This is a genomic window from Paenibacillus sp. GYB004 (genome assembly GCF_036577605.1).
Classification (GTDB): domain Bacteria; phylum Bacillota; class Bacilli; order Paenibacillales; family NBRC-103111; genus Paenibacillus_AB; species Paenibacillus_AB oceani.
Window position 1 is genome coordinate 258,796 of sequence record NZ_JARBDB010000040.1, and the last position, 20,093, is coordinate 278,888.

The window sequence follows — 20,093 nt, forward strand, 5'->3', positions numbered from 1 at the left end:
GACGTTACTTGGTTGATGGGTTGCCGCGCTCCCGGTACCATGCGTTCACCTCGTCCGTCATCTCCCGGCCGCCGATCGTCTCCCACTGCTCGACGAACCGTTCGAAGGTTTCAACCGGCTGCAGCCCCAGTACGATTTTCATAAACGTCTCCGACTGCAGCTTGCCGAGCGCTTCGCTTCTTCGCTGAGTGACCGGCAGGGGGAGCGACACGAGCCGCTCGCGCTTATACAAATCTTGCTTGCGGTAATACTCGGCCACCGACAACGACCCGCCTTTGCTGAACATATAGTCCCACATCCAGCCGTCGGTCTCGCCGTTTCTTCGGTACGATTCGATGCGCTGCAGCACTCCTTTATCTTCGGGAGTAAGCCTGGAGCGGTCGTTCGTCTCCATCGCCTCGATAATCCGGAGGCTTTCGTCCACATTTTTGTACTGCTTGGTCAGGGAAACCAGAGCCATTTTCCATACCGGATTATTCTCTCTGGATTGATTGAATTCGTAATACGCTTGCTCGGAGTTGTTCTCGTAATAAGTCTCGATCCAGAAATCGAGCAGCCGCAATATCGCCTCCGGACGCTTCACTTCCTTGCTGACGACCCAGTAACCGCTTACATCCAAAGGAACCTGCGGGCGCGCTTTCGTATCGTCGACCGAGGGCAGCGGGTACGCCTTCCATTCCATGGCCGGGTCCCGTTTCTTGGCCTGATGCAGCGGATACGAACCGGCGAACGGAGAGGCGTAAAACATCCCGATCTTCCCGTCCACGACGGATTCGAATACGTTCAATTCATCCTTGACGCCGAAGTCCGGGTCGATCTGTCCGGATGCGTACAGCTCCCGCAAACCGGCGAGCGCCCGCTTCATCTCCGGCTGCACCGTCCCGTAGGCCAGCCCCTCGCCCGCCTCGATCCATAGATTCCGGTAGGCATGGAAGCCATTGAAAAAACCGGCCGCCAGGTTGAAATTCCGGTCCATCGCCAGCCCGTACGTATCGTGAATGCCGTTGCCGTCCGGATCACGGGACGTAAAGGCCGCACTAATATCCATCACATCGGCGATTGATCCCGGTTCCGGCAAATTCAGCTTTCTCAGCCAATCCGTCCTGACGTGAAGCACCTGCGCGGCTTCGGAAAGCGTGCTCGTCCACGGGATGGCCATCAGCCTCCCGCCGATCGTACCCAGCCGGAGCGCATCCGGCCCCCGGTCATCCAGCAGTTTTCGGGTCCGTTCGGACACATGGGCGGCATACACATCCGTCAAATCCGCAATCAACCCGTTCTCGGCCAACTGCTGCAGTTGGGCAGCGTTCACCCGGAACAGATCGGGGATATCCCCGGAGGCGATCATCAGATCCAGCTTCCGGTTATACTGGTTGCTGTCGTCGGACCAGAGCGTCTCGATCCGGATGCCGAGCCGCTGCTCATAAGCGCGCGTCCACGGATTATTATTGAAGGAATCGCCCGGCGCAAACCGCAGCCCCGGCTCATTCATCCGAATCGTTCGCAGCGTGATCGGCGGATCGTACTTCCTGTTATCATGGCCGTCACCGCTCCATACCGCTTCCGTCGCCGGTAAAGCCGCAGGAGCATGGCCGTCGCCGGCACTACCGGCTGCCGACGGCATCACGTCCCGCCCCGGGATCGGCTCGCAGGCGCTTAACAGGAACGCCAGCAGCAGCAGGCGCGATACAAGCCGGATATACGGCTTGGGTACGGCACGCCCGTGCCGGAACAAGATCGACTTGGTGCGGGCGGCGGAGGTTTTTACCGTCATCCGTTTCTCGTGTGAATCCGGGACGGTATTATTGGCCATGTTGTCAGCCGTATGGATGGCCGTCGGGCCTCCTGCACAGCTGACCACATTTTCGGCGGAGCTGCCGAGCGTCTGGCCGGTTGTTGGGCCGAGTACACTTGCAGCTGTGCGGCTGTTGTTTGCACCATTATCTGGGCTATCAGCCGTTCTGATGACATAAGAGCCGTATATGTTTTTCCGCATCGTCTGCTGTCTCCTCTTCTGTGCCCGATCCCCTCCCGAAACTCGTTTGCCGGCACCTGTAGATTAGCCGAAGCCGGCCGGATTCGGAAGCCGCAAGTTTCCACATTTCGCACCCGGTTTGGGAAAAGACGAACAAAAGTGAATCGGGGAATAAATAATGAATTTGGGAAGATCGTACCATAATTGATATTCAAATTATATATAATGTTTTATATAATAAGAATAACGATTTGAATGAGAGCACTTTACCCGGGACTAAACTCGCTGCATCTGCATACAAAGCTTCGGATAGGGGGATCGGTCATGGCATCCGGCTGGAAAGCACACCGCCATTCTTTTTTTACCAAACTGCTGCTCGCCTTCCTGATCGTCGGGTCGGTTCCGTTTCTGTTCCATATGTTCGCTTCCAACATCTTCATCGGCAGCATCCGTTCGGAAATCGTTAAAAACACGGACCTGCGGATGAACTATTCCGTAGCCAAATACGAGGACCATTTCCGCAAGCTGGAGGAGGCCGTCGCCCCCTTTCTGAACAGCTCCAGGTTCGCGGCCATTACCGGCGAAGCCGACAAATACGGGTATTTTAACGCAGTAAACGCGTTGCGCGAAGAATTCGCCAAGCTTTCCTCCGCCTCCAACAATCTGTATGTTTATAATGTGTTCATTGCGTTTCAGGACAAGGACTTGCTGATCGACAAGACCGGTCTTGTGCCGGCGAAGGACTTCTATATGCGTCAATACATTCATTCCGATTACGGCGAAGCTTTCTGGTCGGAGCCTTTCCGCGAGCCGTACCGGAGCCGCATCTTTCCTGCCGTCCGTTTCGACAAGGAGCAGTTGGACGGCTCGCATGAGCAGACGGGCTTGTATTTTCCCGTCATCTTCAAACATAAGATCAATCAGACCTTCTACATCGGCGTGCTGCTGGATGCGGAGGCGCTGTCTCGAAGCTATTCGCTGTCGGGCAGCGACGTGTTCCAAATCTCCGGGGCTGACGGCCGGCTGCTCTTCAGCTCCGACCCGGCCTCCGTTGTAAACGCTGCCAACGCAACCTCTCTTCCGCAAACGGGAACGGGAACGGGTATGGGGACGGACGGCGGTTATTTTACCGAAAGCGGCAACTATATATTCCAAATCCATGGGCAAGCTACCGGCCTGTCGTACGTCAATTTCGTCCCGAACGAACAGATTACCGCCCAGTTGCAACGGTTGAATGCCGTATGGCTCGTGCTGCTCGTCTTGTCCGTTCTGGTGAGCTTTCTTCTCTCCGTCATTTTAAGCTTTAAGTTCAAGCAGCCGATCCAGAAGCTCGTCCATTCGCTGCAGCGAAGCAGTCCGGACATCCAGCTGCGCAGTACGATCTCCGAATTCAAGCTGATCGGCGACCGCCTTCAGGATCTGATCGCTTCCGGGAACCAGATTCGCGACGATTTGCACCAGAAGACGAAAATGCTTGAGAAATATGGCTATTTGGATCTCGTCAAACGAATAAATGTCAACCACAAGGATGTCCGCTCGCTGGTCGATACGTCCAAGCCGTTTTATTTCATTCTGTTTCAAATCGAACGGACCCGGCGTTTCCGCGAGCTCGGCATCGGCGACCAGCAGTTGACGGGTTATATCGTGGAGTTTATTAACCTGAGCATGCAGCAGCGGTTCCCTGGGGCGATTACCGCCCAGAGCGAGAAAGATCTGCTGTTTGCGATCGTGTTCGCGGAGACGGCGGGCAGCGACGGCGAATCGACGCCGGACGTGTATGAGGAGAATTCGGGCCGGGAGACCGAAGTAGCCGGCAGCAAGCGCGACAGGGGGGACGGCGCAGACGGTTTCGCCTTGCGCGGCGAGCTGATGGACCAGCTTGCCCGTATGAAGCAGGTGTTCGACCGGGACGGCGGCTTTTATTATTTGACGGTCGCCTTTAATCCGTCCTTGCGAAGCGCAAGCGAATTCACCGCCGCTTACGAGGACGGGATGGAGCTACTGCGCCAGCGGCGGTTGGAACCGCTCACGCAGATTGTACGGGAGAAACATCCGGTGCGGGACGACCTTCATTTCAGCCCCGCCGAGGAGCGCGAGTTCGCCGCTTCGCTTCAGTCCGGTCATGCGTCCGCCGCCGTGGAGCTTGTCCGGAGAATGTTGCATCGAATGGGCAAAGCCGACGCCACCGCTTGGCAATACCGGCAGTTCGCGCAGGAGATCGTCTCCAAGCTGCTGATGGCGCTTACCGTGCAGAGAATCGATCCGGTGGAATGGCACGGGGAAACTCCCATATACGAGTTAGCCAGGGATTTGGCAACCGCCGAAGAATATGCCGATTTTCTCGATACGTGGACCGGCCGGGCCGCAGCGCTGATCGAGGGCAAATTGTCCGAGACCGACCCGATCCTCGACTTCATTCGCCGTTACGTCGAATCCCATTATGGGGAAGATATTCAGCAGGAGACCGTCGCCGGCAAGCTGAACATCTCCGCCGGGTATATGTGCAATTACATCAAAAGCCGCAGCGGCGTCACGTTCACCGACCTGCTGAACGACGTTCGCGTCAATAAAGCGAAAGAGATGCTTGAAGCAACCGACTGCAAAATTAACGAGGTCGCCTCGCTGGTCGGCTACCAGAACGCCAACTCCTTCACCCGCATGTTCCGCAAGCTGACCGGACTTACGCCGCTCGAATACCGGCGGGAGCGGCGGATGGCGGCAGAGGGATAGCCGGGGACTTGGCACCTTGCATGTACGCACTGGCGTCCGGACGTCGTATGGCCTCACTTCACGGGCTTGAACGAACCCCGGTTGAAGGAACCCGAGTTGAAGGAAACGGCTATAGGTCCCTGCTCGCTCGGACTGCCAGGCGGGTTTAAACAAACTAACGGTCTGTCGCAGCTCTCATATTCTCATAGTTCGGTAGTCCAGACTAAATAAGGGATGTTTGGGACCGTTATTCTTAGCACATATAGCAAAAAAACGGCGATTCGCTAAAATAAGAGTTCCAAACATCTCCTATTTGTGCAAATCACCGGATTTCTTCGATAATAACGGTTGCAAACCGCTCTTATTGAGCAGCCTACGTTTGCCACGAAGGGGGAATGGGGAGCTGCCGGTTGTCCCGGCTAATTCAGCCATGACGGCTAGGCTCGCCATGACTCGCCTAGCCGTTTGCTAATCAGAGCAAGCGTGCTCTCTTGGGCGACGTGCCGCGGCCACCCGCGCCTTGCGCCGGGGGCGGGCCCGCCGTCCGGCCTTGCCGCTCCCGCCTCTCCAGCTCCCGGCTTCAGCCCCCGCTTACCCCGTCCCCGCTCACTTGCCCTTCGCGCCGACGTCGGCGGCCAGCGCCTGCAGGTCCTTGCCCTTCAGCGCCCCCTCGATCAGCTCGGGGAGACGGTCGGGCGTGCAGCCGAAGCAAGGGATGCCGAAGCCGGCCAGCTTGCGTGCCACGTTCTCGTCATATGAAGGGTTGCCGTTGTCGGACAAAGCCAGCAGGCACAAGACGGTTACTCCCGCCTGCCGGAGCGCCTCCATGCGCCGCAGCAGCGCCGCCTGATTGCCCCCTTCGTACAGGTCGGAGATGACGATGAACAGCGTCTTCTTCGGCTCCGTGACGAACTGCTCGCAATACTCGACCGACTTGTTAATATCGGTCCCGCCGCCGAGCTGGATGCCGAACAGCATATCGACCGGGTCGTGCGCGCACTGCTCGCTCAGGTCGACGACCTCCGTATCGAACGCCACGACTCTCGTGTCAAGCGACGGAAGGCTGGCGAAGATCGAGCCGATGACCGAGGCGTAGATGACCGAATCGGCCATCGAGCCGCTCTGGTCGATATCGAGAATGACCGTCCACTCCTTGCTCCGTCTGGCCCGGTCGAAGAAATAAAACTTTTCCGGAATGAGCCTGCGGCTCTCCTTATCGTAATGCTTCAGGTTGCGCCGGATCGTCGCCTTCCAGTCCATGCTGCTGATCGACGGAAGCGGCGAATGCCTGCGGCGGTTCAGAGCGCCTGTCACGGCGCTGCGAAGCTCGCTTTCGAGCCGCTTCTTGATCTCCTCGACGACCGTCCGGACAAGCTGCCGCGCCGTATCCTTCGTCTTCTCCGGGATTCTGCCCCGCAGCGACATCAGCGTCGCAACCATGCGCAAGTCCGGCTTCACCTGGGATAACGTCTCCGGCTCGAACAGCAGTTCCTTCAGCCCTTTGCGCTCAATCGCGTCCGACTGGATGACCGACACGACGTCCGACGGGAAGAAGGTGCGGATGTCGCCGAGCCATTTGGCGAGCCTGGGCGAGGAGGAGCCCAGCCCGGCGGACCTTCGCCCGGACGGGCCGCCCCCCGAACCGTCTCCGGCCGTATCGTCGTAGATCGCCGCCAGCGCCTCGTCCATCATGCCGGCTTCCTCGTCGAGCAGCCCCGCACCCTGTGCAAAGCCGCTAAGCTTCTCTTCGGAATCGCGTCCCAAAATAAGCCGCCAGCGCCGCAAATGCTCCAGTTCGGGCTCGCCTGTCTTCGAGGAGGAGCCGTTATCCGGTACAAGCTGTTGATCGGTCAATGGATGTTCCTCCTTTCGGTCATGTTTGATTAAGGCGGTTAACCTTCCTTATCGTGAAGAAACTCCGTAAAATCGAACTCGTTCAGCTCTTCCAGCTTCTCTCTTTCTTCCTCGCTGAGAGGTCCGAGCAGCATATTCGCCGACTGTTCGCTGCCGACTCCCCACAGCTCGCCCATCATATCGGCAACGGACGTTTTTTCCCGCGCCTCGAACAGGCTGAACGCACGGCGCAGGAAGACGAGCGCCCGGCGGAACTGATCGCCGTCCAGCGACCGGATGTAAGCGTCGAGCTGACGCCATAACGCTTCCCGGGACAACAGCGCATACCGGTTGCGCATCGACAGCCCTTCGAACCAGCCCGCTCCCACGTCCGCCGGGATGCCCGGAGACAGCCGGCGCGACACTTCCCGCGCCACCCGCTCGTCTTCCGTCTCTCCCCGCTCAAGCAGGATGGCGAAGGCAAGTCCGGACAGCTTCGCGTTCCGGTCGTCCCGCTCGGCGAGCATCTGGAGCTGGCGAAGCCAGGCGCCGTCGTCGACAAGCTCGTGAAACTCCTGCGACACCCGGTGCAGCTCGCCCATCGCGGCCGCAATCTCGCCGGCCGCTTCGTCGCTGCAAGCCGCCGCATCGACGAGCAGCAGCGAAGCGCGCAGAAACAGCTGCTGCAACAGAGGCTCCAGCGACGCCGTATCCATCCGGCGAATATCGCCATAGCCCAGCAGCACCGACAGCTCGCGCGCCGCTCCCGCGAGGTGCGGCACGCTGCCGCCGTCCACGGCGAGCCGCTGCAGCGTCGACCGGGCGTCGTCCATCGCCTCGGGCAGTCCGCATTCGCACGCCTCCCTGACGATGCGGGACGCTTCGCGGATGTCTGCGCAGCTCTCCAGACGCTCGCGGATGACGTAAGCGGCCGCCCACTCCACCGTCTCGCCCTTCAGCGTCGATTCGACCATCCGGATCTCCGCTTCCGGAGTCCACTGCAGCACCCAATGCTCCGCCCAGGTCGCCCCGTCCTGACGAACGTTATGTTTGCGGGCGAAGCCGATTTCCAGCAGCCGGAGCCGGTGCAGGAAAACCGAACGGGCCAAATCGATAAAAGCGGCCTCCTCCGATTTGACGCGGCGGTTCTCGCGCAGATCAAGCTCGAGATCGGCCGCTACGGCCGATTTGTATTTGTCCAGCTTCAGCTTTTTCAAATACCGGTTAAAATCGTCCTGAATCGGCGTCTGGCTGACGCCTTCCGGCAGCGAACCGATCGCGGTGCCTACGTCCGTCCGGGCCAAAGCTTCCGCCACAGCCGACGGCTCCCCGAAGCCGAGACAGACGATCGCCGCATCGCGCAAATCTTTCCAGACCGGCAGACGCCCGCCCCTCATCGAAGCAAGCGATTCGGCCAGCCGGACCCCTTCGATGACCGAAGCCGTTGAGCGGAACGTGCCTTCCCCGCGCATCGAAGCGGCCACCTTCGACATGTACAGCGAAGGCAGCTTGTCCGCATCGCCCTGTCTCAAGCAGTCCCACATCAGTCCGAAATAAGCCGGGGCCGGGTTGCCCGCCCCATAGCCGGAATGGGTAGACAGCTTGTACGACGAATACGGCATCAACGTCATTTTCGTCGCTGCCTTGGGCAGCGCCTTCAGCTCCTTGTCGGTCATCGCTGGAAGCGATAGATCGAGTGCGGACGCATGGTACGCCCCGGTCACGACAACGATGCGTCCTGCTTCGTATCCGGCCTTAAGCGCTTCGGCGATGCGGCGGCGCATATACGATTCGCGGATCGCATTGTAAGCCGCTTCCCGCGGATCGGCGATACGCTCCTCCGCCTCCATCAGACTGCGCATCTGCGCGGAGAATGCATAGGCCGACTGCCGGTACGTATCGGACCGGTCGTTATGCTCGAAATGACGCTCCCAGTAGCTCTCGTAATCGTGCTCCCCCGCCAGTTCGGCAATCCGCTCGTACAAGCCGTTCTGGCGGATATAATAGTCCCGGCGGCGGTTATCCGCACCGGCTGGATCGCTCCCGCGTCCCCCCGCATGCCCGTTATCGCCCGCATCGCCTTGCGAATCATCCGCACCGGCATCGGCATGGGCACCGGCATTGACGCTGCCGTCAGCACCGGCTTCGCCTGCGTCCCCATCGCCCCGCAACCCCGCAGCTTCCTCCTCCAGCGCCGCTTCCGCCGACGCTCTCCTCGCCCGGTCGTACAGCACGACGGCGGCATCCGATGGCAAGTCCATAAACTCCGCACGCGCGCCGTTCTCCGTCGCCCAGACGAACGCCTGGTACTCCGGGGAATACTCCGCCAGCGGAAATACGAGCGTACGAATCGGAAGCTGGTCGGTATAAGCGAGAATCGCGATCGGAGGCACTACCCCGGCCGCTGTCACTTGGCCGATCAGGCCCGTCGCGTCGGATGGCCCTTCCACGAGGACGAGCTGCGGCCGGACCCGGTCGAGAAAAGCGCGCAGTTGCAGCGCCCCTGCCGGGGACAAATGCCGGATGCCGAATACGTGCACGCCCTGCCCATCCCCGCTGCCGTCTACACCGGACCCTGTCTTCCGCTCCTCTGTTGCGACAGCCGCAGCTGCAACAGCCGCCTTGCCCGAATGTTCAGCACCTGCCCGCATGTCCGTCCACTCCTTTTCCCGGCTGTTCTCCGCGATCAATCGTTCAGCTCCCGGCATGCGTTGTACAGGCTGCGCCATTCCGATCCCCGCTTTTTCATGACGTTTTCGAGATACTCCTTCCAAGCGATCCGGTCTTTCTCCTCGTCCTTCACGATCGCGCCCTGCAGGCCCGCCGCCAGATCCTCGTCGGCAATAGACCCGCCGCCGAAGCTGGCCGCCAGCGCCATGCTGTTCGTCAAGAGCGAGATCGCTTCAGCTGTCGAAATGACGCCGCTCGGCGGCTTCACTTTTTCCTTGCCGTCGAGCGTCATGCCGACGCGCAGCTCGCGGAATACGGTGACGATTTTGCGGATCGCCTCCTCTTCCGGCGGCGCCGATTTCAGCTCGTAGCTCGCGGCGATCTCCCTCACCCGCTTGCGGACGATGTCCACTTCCGTCTCCAGCTCGTTCGGCGCCGGAAGGACCAGGATGTTGAACCGGCGCTTCAGCGCCGCCGACATCTCATTCACGCCGCGATCCCGCGTGTTGGCCGTAGCGATGATCGAGAAGCCGCGCGCCGCCGACACCTCGCGGGCCAGCTCCGGTATGGCGATCGTTTTCTCGGACAAAATCGAGATCAGCGCATCCTGCACCTCCGAAGCGCAGCGAGATATTTCTTCAAACCGGGCGATACCGCCGGTTTCCATCGCACGATAGATCGGGCTTTTGAGCAAAGCCTGATCGGACGGTCCGTTCGCCAGCAGCATCGCATAGTTCCACGAATAACGGACATGCTCCTCGCTCGTCCCCGCCGTTCCTTGAATCACTTTGGACGAATCGCCGTGAATCGCGGCGGTCAAATTCTCGGATAGCCACGACTTTGCCGTCCCCGGCTCCCCGATCAACATTAGCGCCCGGTCGGTCAGCAGCGTAGCGATCGCGATCTCGACGAGTCTGCGGTTGCCGATATATTTCGGCGTAATCTGGACGCCTCCGACTTCGCCGCCCGTCAGGAACGTCAGCACCGCCTTGGGCGACAGCTGCCATCCCGCCGGCTTCGCATCCCGGTCCATCGCTTTCAGCGCCTGCAGCTCCGACTCATACAGTTTCTCAGCCGGCAATCTTAGTACATTTTGCGTTTGATCCATTCGATCCATCCCGCTCCTTTAGTGGTTTGTTCCGGTTGTTCCGGCTTCGCTCCGATCAGCTCGGCGATTTCAAGCATTTCATTTTTAACGCCCTCATAGGCGAGTCCTTCGGCATAAGTGCGCAGCCTGTCCACATACGTGCGCGGCAGCTGCAGGAGCAGCGCGGCTTTTTCCCTGTCAAGATAATACAGCTGTCTCGAGGTCATCGCCTCGAACGCCTTCATCGTGAGCTCGGCCGCTTCCGCATGCCCCAGCCTGAACAAGGCGAGCAAGAGGTGCGCCGTCCCGTGCTTGGCCAGCTTCGGCTCGGCTGCAAATTTGCCGAGCAAGTAAGCCTCGACTTTGTCATCCGGCCCCTGCACCAGACGGCAGACGAGCTCTGTCTCGTCCAGCTCGACGAACCGGTATATCCAGCGGCCGTCCCATTCCATCAGGGGATGTTCCCGCTCCTCGCTGCCATCCTCCAGGATGTCGAAACGCAAAGCGGTATTCCGCATCACTCCAAGCAATTCCTTCGCCTCGGCCTGCTTCCGGTTGCGTACGAACGGCTCGTAAGCGTCGTACCATTCGGCAGCCGTCAGGACGCGCATAGCGGCGCGGAAACTGTACGACAGCAACCGCAGATCGCGCCGGTCGCGCAAATCGTGCAAGAACAAGTCCGTCCCGGACGTCTCCATATCGAGCAGCAGCCCGGCCGCCTGCTCGCGGAGATTCGCCGCTTCCTTCGCGGGCAGCGTCGTGTCCGGTACCAGATTCATCAGAAAGGCGGCGACCGCAGGCTCCCGTTTCCCGTCGAGCGCCTGCAGCGCGTAGTGAAGCTTCTCCGCCGCAGCGGCGGCGGCCTTTTCTTTCGCCGCTTTGTCCGCAGAAGCATCTACTTGCCCTTCCGAGCGGAGCTGCAAGGAGAGCGCCTCCGCATACCCGATCACCTCTGCGGTCAACCGTTCATTGCCGCACAGCCGGACCGGTTCGACGGCGATATCCTGATCTTTGCTTCGAAGCGCCTCCAGCAGCCGGGCCGCCGCATCCCCGGTTCCCAGACCGGCCAAGGCATGCAGAGCGGCACGACGGACCTCTTTTTTCTTATCCCGGGACTGCTCCAATATATACGCTTCCTGGCCGGGGTAATCGGCGAGCAGCTCGATCGCCGCGATCCGGACTTCCTGGGAGCCCTCTCTTGCAGCACGCACGACAAGCTCTTCCGCTCCGGCGTTAGTCAGCCGGTGAATCAATTGCAGCTTGCGGGCGTCGCCCCTGCCTCCCTCCAGTTCAAGCCGGTTATCCAGGATCGGCAGCGCCGGCGTCCCGATCGCCGGAATGACATGGACCGAGACGAATTCGGCAATCTCGGACGAAGGGTCCTCCAAGGCGATCACCGCCGGCACATGTGTCCGCATATCTGCAAACAGCCCGGCTTCGCACGCCTGCCGGATCACCTCCAGCCGTCCCGATCCCCGCTCGGTCAGCGCGTCAATCAGCGGCTTCAACTGGCGGAACGTCGCCGGCGTCGCCAAAGCGAACGCTCCGCTCCCCGCATCGCCGCCAAGAGGTTCGTAAGGCTCAAACTCCCGGAACTCGCCCTTCGTATCGGCATCGCCTTGCGTATACAGGATCGCGTGCAGCAGCGCGCCGAGCTCCAGCAGCTTGCCCGGCGCCCGCTCTCGGTCGGCCTCGCACAGCTGAGAGACGGCGTCGGCCACCTTCCCGAGCACCGGAGCGGTGCCGGACAGATGCCGGAGCTGCGGCACCAGCTTGGCCAGACGCAAATCCCCCGCCGCCAGGCCGCTTCCCGCTATGAACAACCGGCGCACTTCCCGGTGCAAATCGGTTAATACTTGAATGCTCAACGGTCCGTGCTCCTTTCTTCAAACTGTCTAATCGCAGCCCTCGCCACGTTGAATGCCCCGCGGAAAAGGCGCTTTTTTCGAATCCGCAGCCTCACAGTCCGTTTTAACGGAGGCCCGCTATCACAAATCTGAAGCTTCCGGATCAGTAAATGAACCGCACCGTCTCCGTCCCGGTGACAAGGCAAAGCGGCTGGGCGATCAGACTGCCGTCCAGCAAATCTTGCTCGAACATAACGAGCATCGCCTGATCGCGGCATATGTGCTCCCCGAGCAGCGGCAGCAGCTGCATGCCGGGATGGGACAGGGAGCGGATGTCTCCGAGCGTCAGCCTTTTGCCGGCCTCGTCCTCCAGCACGTACCGCCCGCCGGCCACGCCCAGCTTGGCATAGGACAGCAGCACGACCGGACGTTTGTCGGACAGCGGATTTTTCAGCTCGTTTTTAACCGCCTTAATCGTTTCCGCGAATAATCGTTTGCCATGTGAAATAACGGCGGCACGGTCTTCCGGCGTCGTGTCCCGCATCGTCATCTCTTCCCAGCGGGCCCTTGGCGTCCACTGTCCGGGGTAAACGAACAATTCCTTCGCCTTAACGACGGAAAAGCACGAGTCCTCTTCCTTCATATACTTGGCCGCGCGATACGGCCGGTACGTCCGGACGGTGTGCAGCTCGCCCGTGTCCAGCCGGATCCACCAGCCCTCGTCCACGTATTCGCCCCGCGCCTCGTTTCCATAAGAACGAAACGCCAGCTGCAGCAGCTCGACATCCGAGCGGATGAGCCCGTATTCTTTCAGCTCCGCCGCCTGCCACGCATGACCGATCGACTCCTCGACCGGCGAGACGGTGTCCATCGGGCCTTCCGGATTTTGCCGTTTGCCTTCGATGTAGTCCCTGCTTTTCCGGATCAGCATATGGAGCAGCGTCAGCTTGTCCATCGCTTCCGTATACATCCGCTCCTGGTCGTCCCCGCTTTCCAGTACGAGCAGCAGCTCGCGGAAAGCGCTCTGCAGTCCCGGCACGTAGTAGTTGCCGAGCTGCTTCGCCTGGTCGTCCAGCATCTTCATCGTTTTCGCGTCCAGGGAGGCGAAGCCGGATTGGACGATTTGCCGGACCAGCTTGTCGAGCAGCTCGATCCCTTCCAGCTGGGCGGCCATCTTTTTAACGAGTGCGGACTTGTTTGTCTTGCGCTTGGCGGTTGCCGTCTCGCCCCCCGCCGCCGCGGATTCGGCTACTTCCTTCTTTTTCTCCTCGCGCTGCTCGATCTTGCTCCGCTTATCCGCTACATCCTCGGGAACGTCCTCTACGGTGAAAGGTTTGCCCCCCGCATATGCGTAAAGCAGCCCGAGATTATGCTTGCACGGAAATTGCCGGCTGGGACAGCTGCACCGGAACACCGGACTTTCCGGCTTTACGAAGTCGGCCGAGCACCGGTACGGATCTTTGCCGCTTCCTTTGCACTCTCCGAACAGCAGCGTCCCGTCCTCCGAACGGCACAGCTTCGGAAAGCTGTTTTTCTTCACCAGATCGCGGCCGTTTTTGATCGCCCCTGCATTGGGAGCCATCGAATCGATATAAGCTTCGGTTATCTCTATCACACTTGTACCTCGCTGCATCTTTTATCGGGATCTGACTAAATGTTTCCACAACCGGATCGGATTTTCCTGTTTGAAACAGGGCCAGTCGGACGTCCGGCAGCGAAAATGAGACTTGCGGCTCATTTTTTTCATCCGCCCTTACTTGTACGTTATCGCCTGCAGTTCCGTTACAATCCGTACACCATCCGGGGAAAAGCGCGCTCCTGGACTAGCCCGACGTTCGCCTGGCTGTATGGCGGCACCGCTTTCCGCTTTAGAGGGGGTGCTCCTGGACCAATACCAGTTCGCCCAAGCTCCTGTATTTCGCATACCGGCTCAGCACCGAATCCACCCGATCCAACCGCTGCTCCACCGTTCCCTTCAGCGGGATGAACGGGACGTTCCGTTCCAGCAGATCCGCGACGATTTTTTTCTGAAACGTATGCCGGTGGACGTCGCCGGACCGGTCGGGCGTATCGTCGTACGGGATATCGTCCCCGCATACAAACACGAGATCGTACCGGGACACCGCACGTTCCGCCAGTTCCTTCAGCCGCGGCAGCGCGAAGCCGTGATAGTCCAGCGCGAACATATACGTGGTGATCGCATTCGTATCGACGAACAAATAGTCGCGGGCTTCGGTTAACGCCGCATTCTCCCGTTCCAGATGCCCTTCGGCAATCTCGACGAGCTGCTCCGGGGTAAGACGCCGTTCGACCTGATGATTTTCCCAGTATTCCCGGCCGTATTCGGGCATCCAGACGGTGTTTTTCCGGGCGGCCATCGCCTGGGCCGTCGTCGTTTTGCCGGTGGATGGGGCGCCTACGAACACCGCCTTCTCGACCAGATCGCGGTATACGAGCGGATCGACCAGGTGCCGATGTTCATATGGCGCCGCCCGAACCGCCGTACCGGATACCGGACACCGCCCCCGGTCCGGGTCCACCTGCCGGTTCACCGCGCCGAGCGCTTCGCTCATATGCTCCCCGTACTTTTCGCTGGAATAAAAATGCGTCACTTTGCGCTCCCCCAGCAAATCCAGGATGTAACGCTCCTGCTTCCGCATAATGTCCGGCGTATAACCGGTTTCGGCCGGGCCGTCCCACGCCTCGATCACCTCTACGGACGGATATAACGTGCGAATCCAGCGGGCGCGGACCGTGAGCGGGACCGGAGTCGTCTCCGGACAATCGTAGATCACGACGATGACCCGGTCTGTTTCGTGCAGCGCCGTCTCCACAAGCAGCTGGTGCCCTTTATGAAACGGCGCGAATTTGCCAAGCGTTAGTCCTATCGTTTCAGACACGGATTCCGCCTCCTTCTCCTTGTGTTGGGGTTGGGGGTTGCGTTTTGCCAAATAAGGCTGTGTACTCTTTTCTCCAGCCTACCAGTCCGTAGATCGCGATCCCCAGGAAAATGACATACAGGATGGCGACCGCGTCCAGCCCTTTGTAGGCGTACATCCCGATCGACAGCACATCGACGGCGATCCAGCCGTACCAGCTCTCCAGCACTTTTCTCGACAACAAATATTGGGCGATCAGGCTCAGCACGGCGATGAAAGCGTCCAGATACGGAACGGCCGCATCCGTGTACCCGTCCAGCGCATATCCCCAGCCTGCGGTAGCCGCGATCAGAAATACGATCAGCAAGATCGCAAGACAGCCTGTAATCCGGGTCGTCGGCCGTACTTTGGCGTTCCCCCTGCCGCTCAGCCATACGACCCAGCCGTAGATGCTGAGGACGAAAAAGAACACTTGAAGCGTCATATCCGCATACAGCTTTACATCCATGAAGATGTAGAAAAAGCAGACGACGCTCACCAGTCCTGTCGGCCAAGCCCATATATTCGCCCGCGCGGTCAGCCAGACGCTGAGCAGCCCCGTAATCGAAGCCGCCGCCTCCAAAACCGTCGAAGAGGTGTAGCCGATAAGCGCCATACCGATGACGAGCCCGACAGCTTGCAATACGTTGTTCATAGTTTTGCTCATGATGAGAACTCCCTTCCGGTAATGGAAACAATATTGTCATTTTGATATTTTCATAATGACATATTAATTTTCAGCTGTCAATGGGACATTTGGAGGAAGATGCAGCTGCGATTTCCGGGTCGCTAGGAACTGTCGGGAATTGCGGACCGTTCTTGGAGTAGGTACATGCACAGCCCCTCTAACGGACACCACAGCTGCTTAGGAGCCACTTTTGCTCCAATTCGCTCCATAACGGTCACCACAGACGCTTAGGAGTCGATTACCCTCTACTATTGGCGTCTAATGCCGCGTAAGCTGCTCTCCTGTCCGTTAGCCGGTCTGATCCCCTCCATTTGACGTCTAAGCTGCCCCCATGTCCGTTAGCCGTCCGACTGCGCGCCGGTGCAGCTCCCTGCTCTTCCAAAAAACGATTCGAACTGGCGAGTCCGTGCGAGGGCCTGTTATTATTTGCTTTCAACCTCTTCCCCCCGCCACTACACTTTGGCCAGCAAAACAAAAAGACGCCTCCATCCCCACCTATACAGTGGTTATGGAAGCGTCTCTACACCTCATATGGGACTTGCTCACTCTCCAATGCCTTTTCGGAACAGCCCCTGCCTAGCTTAATCGATCAATTTCGCAGCCTTCAGAACACGCTGCACCATCGTAGTCGTCTCGGCACGCGTGATGTCGGCCGACGGGGTCAAGCCGGTCCCGTTCCCGGCAAGCATGCCTCCCCGAACCATCGCCGCGGCAGCTTCTTTCGCCCAATCCGCCAGCTCCTGACGATCTGCAAAAGCGGCAAGCGCCGCATCCGCCTGACCGGCGGACACGCTTGTCTCCAGCCCGGCCAGCTTCATCGCCCGAGACAGAATCACGATCGCTTCTTGACGTGTGATCGACCGGTCCGGACGGAAGGTGCCGTCCTCATAACCGTCGATCAGCCCGTACTCCTTCGCCTCCGCTGCGGAGCCGGCGTACCAGTCCTTGTCGGACACATCTTGGAATGCCGCTGTTTCGCCCGTATCCGACAATCCGAGAGCCCGGACCACGATCGCGGCAAATTCGGCGCGGGTAATGGCTGCATCCGGCGCAAAGTCCGTAGCGGATTTCCCGTTCACTACGAATCTGGAAGCCATATCGTGAACGGCCGCTTTCGCCCAATGGCCTTCCATGTCGCCGAACGTCTTCGGACTCCACACCAAGGCATACGTACTATTGGTCAAACTGTTGATTACCGCGTACGACTTGCCTTCACGGGAAGTCACGAACGTTGGCACATGGCGGGTCGTGCCATCAGCATGTAGCACGAGAGCCGTCGTCACCTTGCCCGCGTCCGCCCCTTCCGGAAGGGCGATTTCCCGCTTCACGTAGGTGCTGAACTTCTCGATCGTCAAAGTCGTCCCTTTGTAGCTCACGCTGACTGTGAAATCGACAGGAGGAGCGCTCAAGACATAGCCGCCTTTCGAAGCCGCCTCATTCATAAGCGCCGCCGCGGCCTCGCCGCTCTTCCCGATCTCGACCCGAACCTCCATATCCGCCAGCTGTACCAAACTGCCGAACTGCTCGGACAACCTGCCGATAAAGACCTCGGCCGCAGGAAGCGTGTAGCTGCCCAGAGGCGTCTGAATGTCCAGAACCGCCTGCTTGTTCTCCATCGCTTGCACCGCTGCTCCGGTTAACACTGCAGACACTTGATCCTCGCCGGAGCTGACCGGAATGATTATCGTAGGCTTATCGCCTTCCTTGGCCAGCTGCGCGGTCAGCTTGTCCACATCCACCGTCACGACGAGCTTCGACTGCCCGTTCGCGCTTTCCTTAACGGCGGTCGCAATCTGCTCCTGAGGCTGTCCGTTGATGATCACCCGGAAGCCGTCCTCCTTCGGAGGCACAGAAACGGCCGGTCCCGGTCCCGATCCCGTTTCCGGGGGAGAGACGCTTTCTTCTTCTCGCGTGATTTCCACCGTATAAGTAAGCTGAGTTTGTCCGTCCTCTGCCGTCACCTTCACGGTTACCGTATTTTTGCCTACCGCGAGGCTGACAGGACCGCTTGCTTGCCCGCCGGTCAGCGCGATTCCGTCATTCAGCTCTATCGAGGCGGCGTCCTGCTCGTTGTAGACGGTTGCGGTCACGGTTGTGCTTCGGGTATCATACCCTACAGTTGCGCTGTAAGCGGCCGTGTCGGAATGGAATGCAGGAGACAGCGTCACCCCCGAGAGCACCAGCGAGCCAAGACGTGCTTCGTCGCTAAGCAGCTCCCACTTGGCATATAGCGTCACGTTGGCAAGGCCCATCGTCAGGGCCGAACCCGGAGCGTAGTCGGTTCCGCTGCCGTCGGCTGACGTATTCCAGCCCCGGAATACGGAACCTTCCTTGACCAGACTCCCTGTATTGCCGGCTACGGAAGCCGATTGTCCGTTGGTATAGGCCGATCCGTCTACCGGTGCGGACCCTCCCGTATGACCGTTCCCGTTATAGCTCAAAGCAACCGTCGGGGCCGGCAGCGTCACCGGAACCATCGTATAAGCGGTTTTATTGCCGCTCTGATCCTTGACCATCACGTTCAAGTAATAGGTCGATCCCGGAGTAAGCCCCGTAACGGTCTTGGTCGCGATATCGGCTGCGAAAGCCCCCTCCGCGGTACCGTTCGTTTCCATATCGCTCACTGTGCTGATATTCGGGCTGTCCGAGCGGTACACCAGGTACTCGAGCTTACAATCCGGAGTAATGTCATCCGTCGCCTTCGCCCAGGACAAGCCGGCACTGCTGAACGTCAACGAAGACGGGGTCAAAGTTCCGTTGGCGACAACCGGCGCGCCGGTATCGGAGCCTGGCCCTGCAGTGGACACCCGGGTTAATGTCGCTGATAATGCTGAAAGAGAAGTGAGCCATAACTGTTGACCGTCAAACACCGTGCCTAAAAAGCTTGGATTGGAGCAGCCTGAAATATCATAGCTTTTCATTTCTCCTGTAGCTTTGTCGAGCTTCAGCATTTGTCCGCCGATGAAAGGCGTGAACCAGATGTTCTGCCCGTCGAATGCTCCGCTAAAGTAAATGTTCTGAGCTTTATTAAATCCGTCAGGCCAATTATTATAACCCGTCATGGTATTCGTAGCGGGGTCCAATCGGATGATGCGGTCAGCACCAGCGGGAATCAGCCATATGTATTCACCGTCAAAGATTCCTCCGGAGAAAGAGCCTGCTGTTGTAAAACCCGCAGGCCAGTTGCTATGCGTGGTCATCGTACCGTTGGCAGGATTGATCTTGACTAGCGCGTTGCCGCCGTTAGGAATCAGCCAGACGTTTTGTTCGTCGTAGACGGCTCCGAAAAATGAACCGGCAACGCCGACTGGCAAGGGGTAGCCCGTCATGGTGCCGTCGGAGACCTTTACCCGTACCACTATGTTAGAGCCGTTACCGCCGGGAGCAAGCCACAAATATTGCCCGTCAAAAGCGCCGCCCGTAAAATGCCTTGAGCCCGAAGATACTTCGGCCGGCCATCCATCATATCCCGTAGCGGTACCGGTATCTTTGTCTACCTTAACCAGCTTGCCGCCCGTATTGGGAATGAACCAGATGTTTTGGCCGTCAAATACGGTTCCGAAAAATCCGCTCGTTATGCCGCTAGGCAGATCGTAAGTGGCCGAAGTCGCTGTGACGGGATCGAACCGAACGATTTTCCCCGTCAACCCCATGTCCCCGAACCAAATATACTGGCCGTCAAAAGCGCCGCCGTAAGCGTTAAAAAGTATGGGCAATTCGTCGCCGTACACCTTTGCTGTTACATTTTCCCCGAGCGGATTCGGCTCCACTCTGGCGCTTTGATTCACCCCGTTTCCGTTGGGGATCGTACTTATGGCCCATGAATTTGGAGACCACAGCATCGTTGCAAACAGCGCCATAATCATAAAGACGCTTATCTTTCTCTTCATTGCGGAACCGATCATAGGTTCACCTTCCTAATGACTGAGAGTATGAAGCAGGAACTACAACCATCTTAACGGATTTTGTCGAATCGTGGAATATGTTTTATGCAGATTTCAACTCCTTTTCATCAAATAATCCATGACTAAAGTCACAGTTTGAAAAATCGGCTCATGGAGAAAAAGCCGCCGGAGAAATGGCCCCGACGGTCCTTTTACGTGCAAATCCTTTTCCACGATCAATGCCCTGCGTAAGAGGCAGCTTTCCTTGGTTCAGAATGCCTCGGTCCATTTTAACGCTTTAGCGAACTCACATTCTGGCGTAAAAAAGAACGGCCGGCCTCTGATCGAAGCCGTTCGGCGGGAGTATGGGCAACCCAGAAGTTAGCCTCTCCGATGATAATCTACTATCTAGCAATAACCGCTTATATTTCCAATATAGAAAATCTAAGGGAATTGAGCCGCTATCCCTTCTTGCAACCGCC

General features: G+C 58.8%; 10 protein-coding genes. 1 reads left to right on the forward strand and 9 read right to left on the reverse strand.

Features of this window, described 5'->3' with window-relative positions; translation table 11 throughout:
* Positions 1-4: 4 nt before the first annotated feature.
* On the reverse strand, positions 5-1,996 hold the full coding sequence (locus tag PV433_RS17365; protein ID WP_332073329.1) for an extracellular solute-binding protein: 1,992 nt from the start codon (positions 1,994-1,996) through the stop codon (positions 5-7).
* A gap of 303 nt (positions 1,997-2,299) precedes the next feature.
* On the opposite strand from PV433_RS17365, the gene PV433_RS17370 reads away from it, so the two are divergent.
* Positions 2,300-4,705, forward strand: coding sequence for a helix-turn-helix domain-containing protein (locus tag PV433_RS17370; protein ID WP_332073330.1), 2,406 nt, complete (start codon positions 2,300-2,302; stop codon positions 4,703-4,705).
* A 585-nt stretch (positions 4,706-5,290) separates the two neighbouring features.
* Here PV433_RS17370 and PV433_RS17375 read toward each other — a convergent pair.
* The 8 genes from PV433_RS17375 to PV433_RS17410 form a co-directional block, all read right to left on the reverse strand.
* Complete coding sequence (locus tag PV433_RS17375; protein ID WP_332073456.1) at positions 5,291-6,478, reverse strand: VWA domain-containing protein; 1,188 nt, start codon at positions 6,476-6,478, stop codon at positions 5,291-5,293.
* A gap of 98 nt (positions 6,479-6,576) precedes the next feature.
* Positions 6,577-9,246, reverse strand: coding sequence for a DUF5682 family protein (locus tag PV433_RS17380; protein WP_332073331.1), 2,670 nt, complete (start codon positions 9,244-9,246; stop codon positions 6,577-6,579).
* Entirely contained in the window at positions 9,204-10,295 is a 1,092-nt protein-coding gene (locus PV433_RS17385) for an ATP-binding protein (RefSeq protein ID WP_332073332.1), read from the reverse strand. Before PV433_RS17385 ends, PV433_RS17380 begins: the two co-directional genes overlap by 43 nt.
* On the reverse strand, positions 10,271-12,142 hold the full coding sequence (locus PV433_RS17390; RefSeq protein ID WP_332073333.1) for a HEAT repeat domain-containing protein: 1,872 nt from the start codon (positions 12,140-12,142) through the stop codon (positions 10,271-10,273). The genes PV433_RS17385 and PV433_RS17390 overlap by 25 nt, the downstream gene beginning before the upstream one ends.
* Before the next feature lie 142 nt (positions 12,143-12,284).
* Positions 12,285-13,736 (reverse strand): SWIM zinc finger family protein, encoded by a 1,452-nt coding sequence (locus PV433_RS17395; RefSeq protein WP_332073334.1) that lies wholly within the window; start codon positions 13,734-13,736, stop codon positions 12,285-12,287.
* Between the two features lie 253 nt (positions 13,737-13,989).
* The gene (locus tag PV433_RS17400; protein ID WP_332073335.1) at positions 13,990-15,021 is read right to left on the reverse strand and encodes an AAA family ATPase; all 1,032 of its coding nucleotides are present in this window, start codon (positions 15,019-15,021) and stop codon (positions 13,990-13,992) included.
* Positions 15,014-15,706, reverse strand: a complete 693-nt coding sequence (gene pnuC / locus PV433_RS17405) for a nicotinamide riboside transporter PnuC (protein ID WP_332073336.1) — start codon at positions 15,704-15,706, stop codon at positions 15,014-15,016. The genes PV433_RS17400 and pnuC overlap by 8 nt, the downstream gene beginning before the upstream one ends.
* Before the next feature lie 602 nt (positions 15,707-16,308).
* A complete protein-coding gene (locus PV433_RS17410; RefSeq protein ID WP_332073337.1) occupies positions 16,309-19,632 on the reverse strand; it encodes an S-layer homology domain-containing protein in 3,324 nt (1,107 codons plus the stop codon).
* Positions 19,633-20,093: the final 461 nt, after the last annotated feature.

Excerpts from the sequence above, each read along its gene's own strand:
- PV433_RS17365 (WP_332073329.1), bottom strand. The coding sequence starts at position 1,996 with ATGCGGAAAAACATATACGGCTCTTATGTCATCAGAACGGCTGATAGC.
- PV433_RS17370 (WP_332073330.1), top strand. The coding sequence starts at position 2,300 with ATGGCATCCGGCTGGAAAGCACACCGCCATTCTTTTTTTACCAAACTG.
- PV433_RS17380 (WP_332073331.1), bottom strand. The coding sequence starts at position 9,246 with ATGGCGCAGCCTGTACAACGCATGCCGGGAGCTGAACGATTGATCGCG.
- PV433_RS17385 (WP_332073332.1), bottom strand. The coding sequence starts at position 10,295 with ATGGATCAAACGCAAAATGTACTAAGATTGCCGGCTGAGAAACTGTAT.
- pnuC (WP_332073336.1), bottom strand. The coding sequence starts at position 15,706 with ATGAGCAAAACTATGAACAACGTATTGCAAGCTGTCGGGCTCGTCATC.
- PV433_RS17410 (WP_332073337.1), bottom strand. The coding sequence starts at position 19,632 with ATGATCGGTTCCGCAATGAAGAGAAAGATAAGCGTCTTTATGATTATG.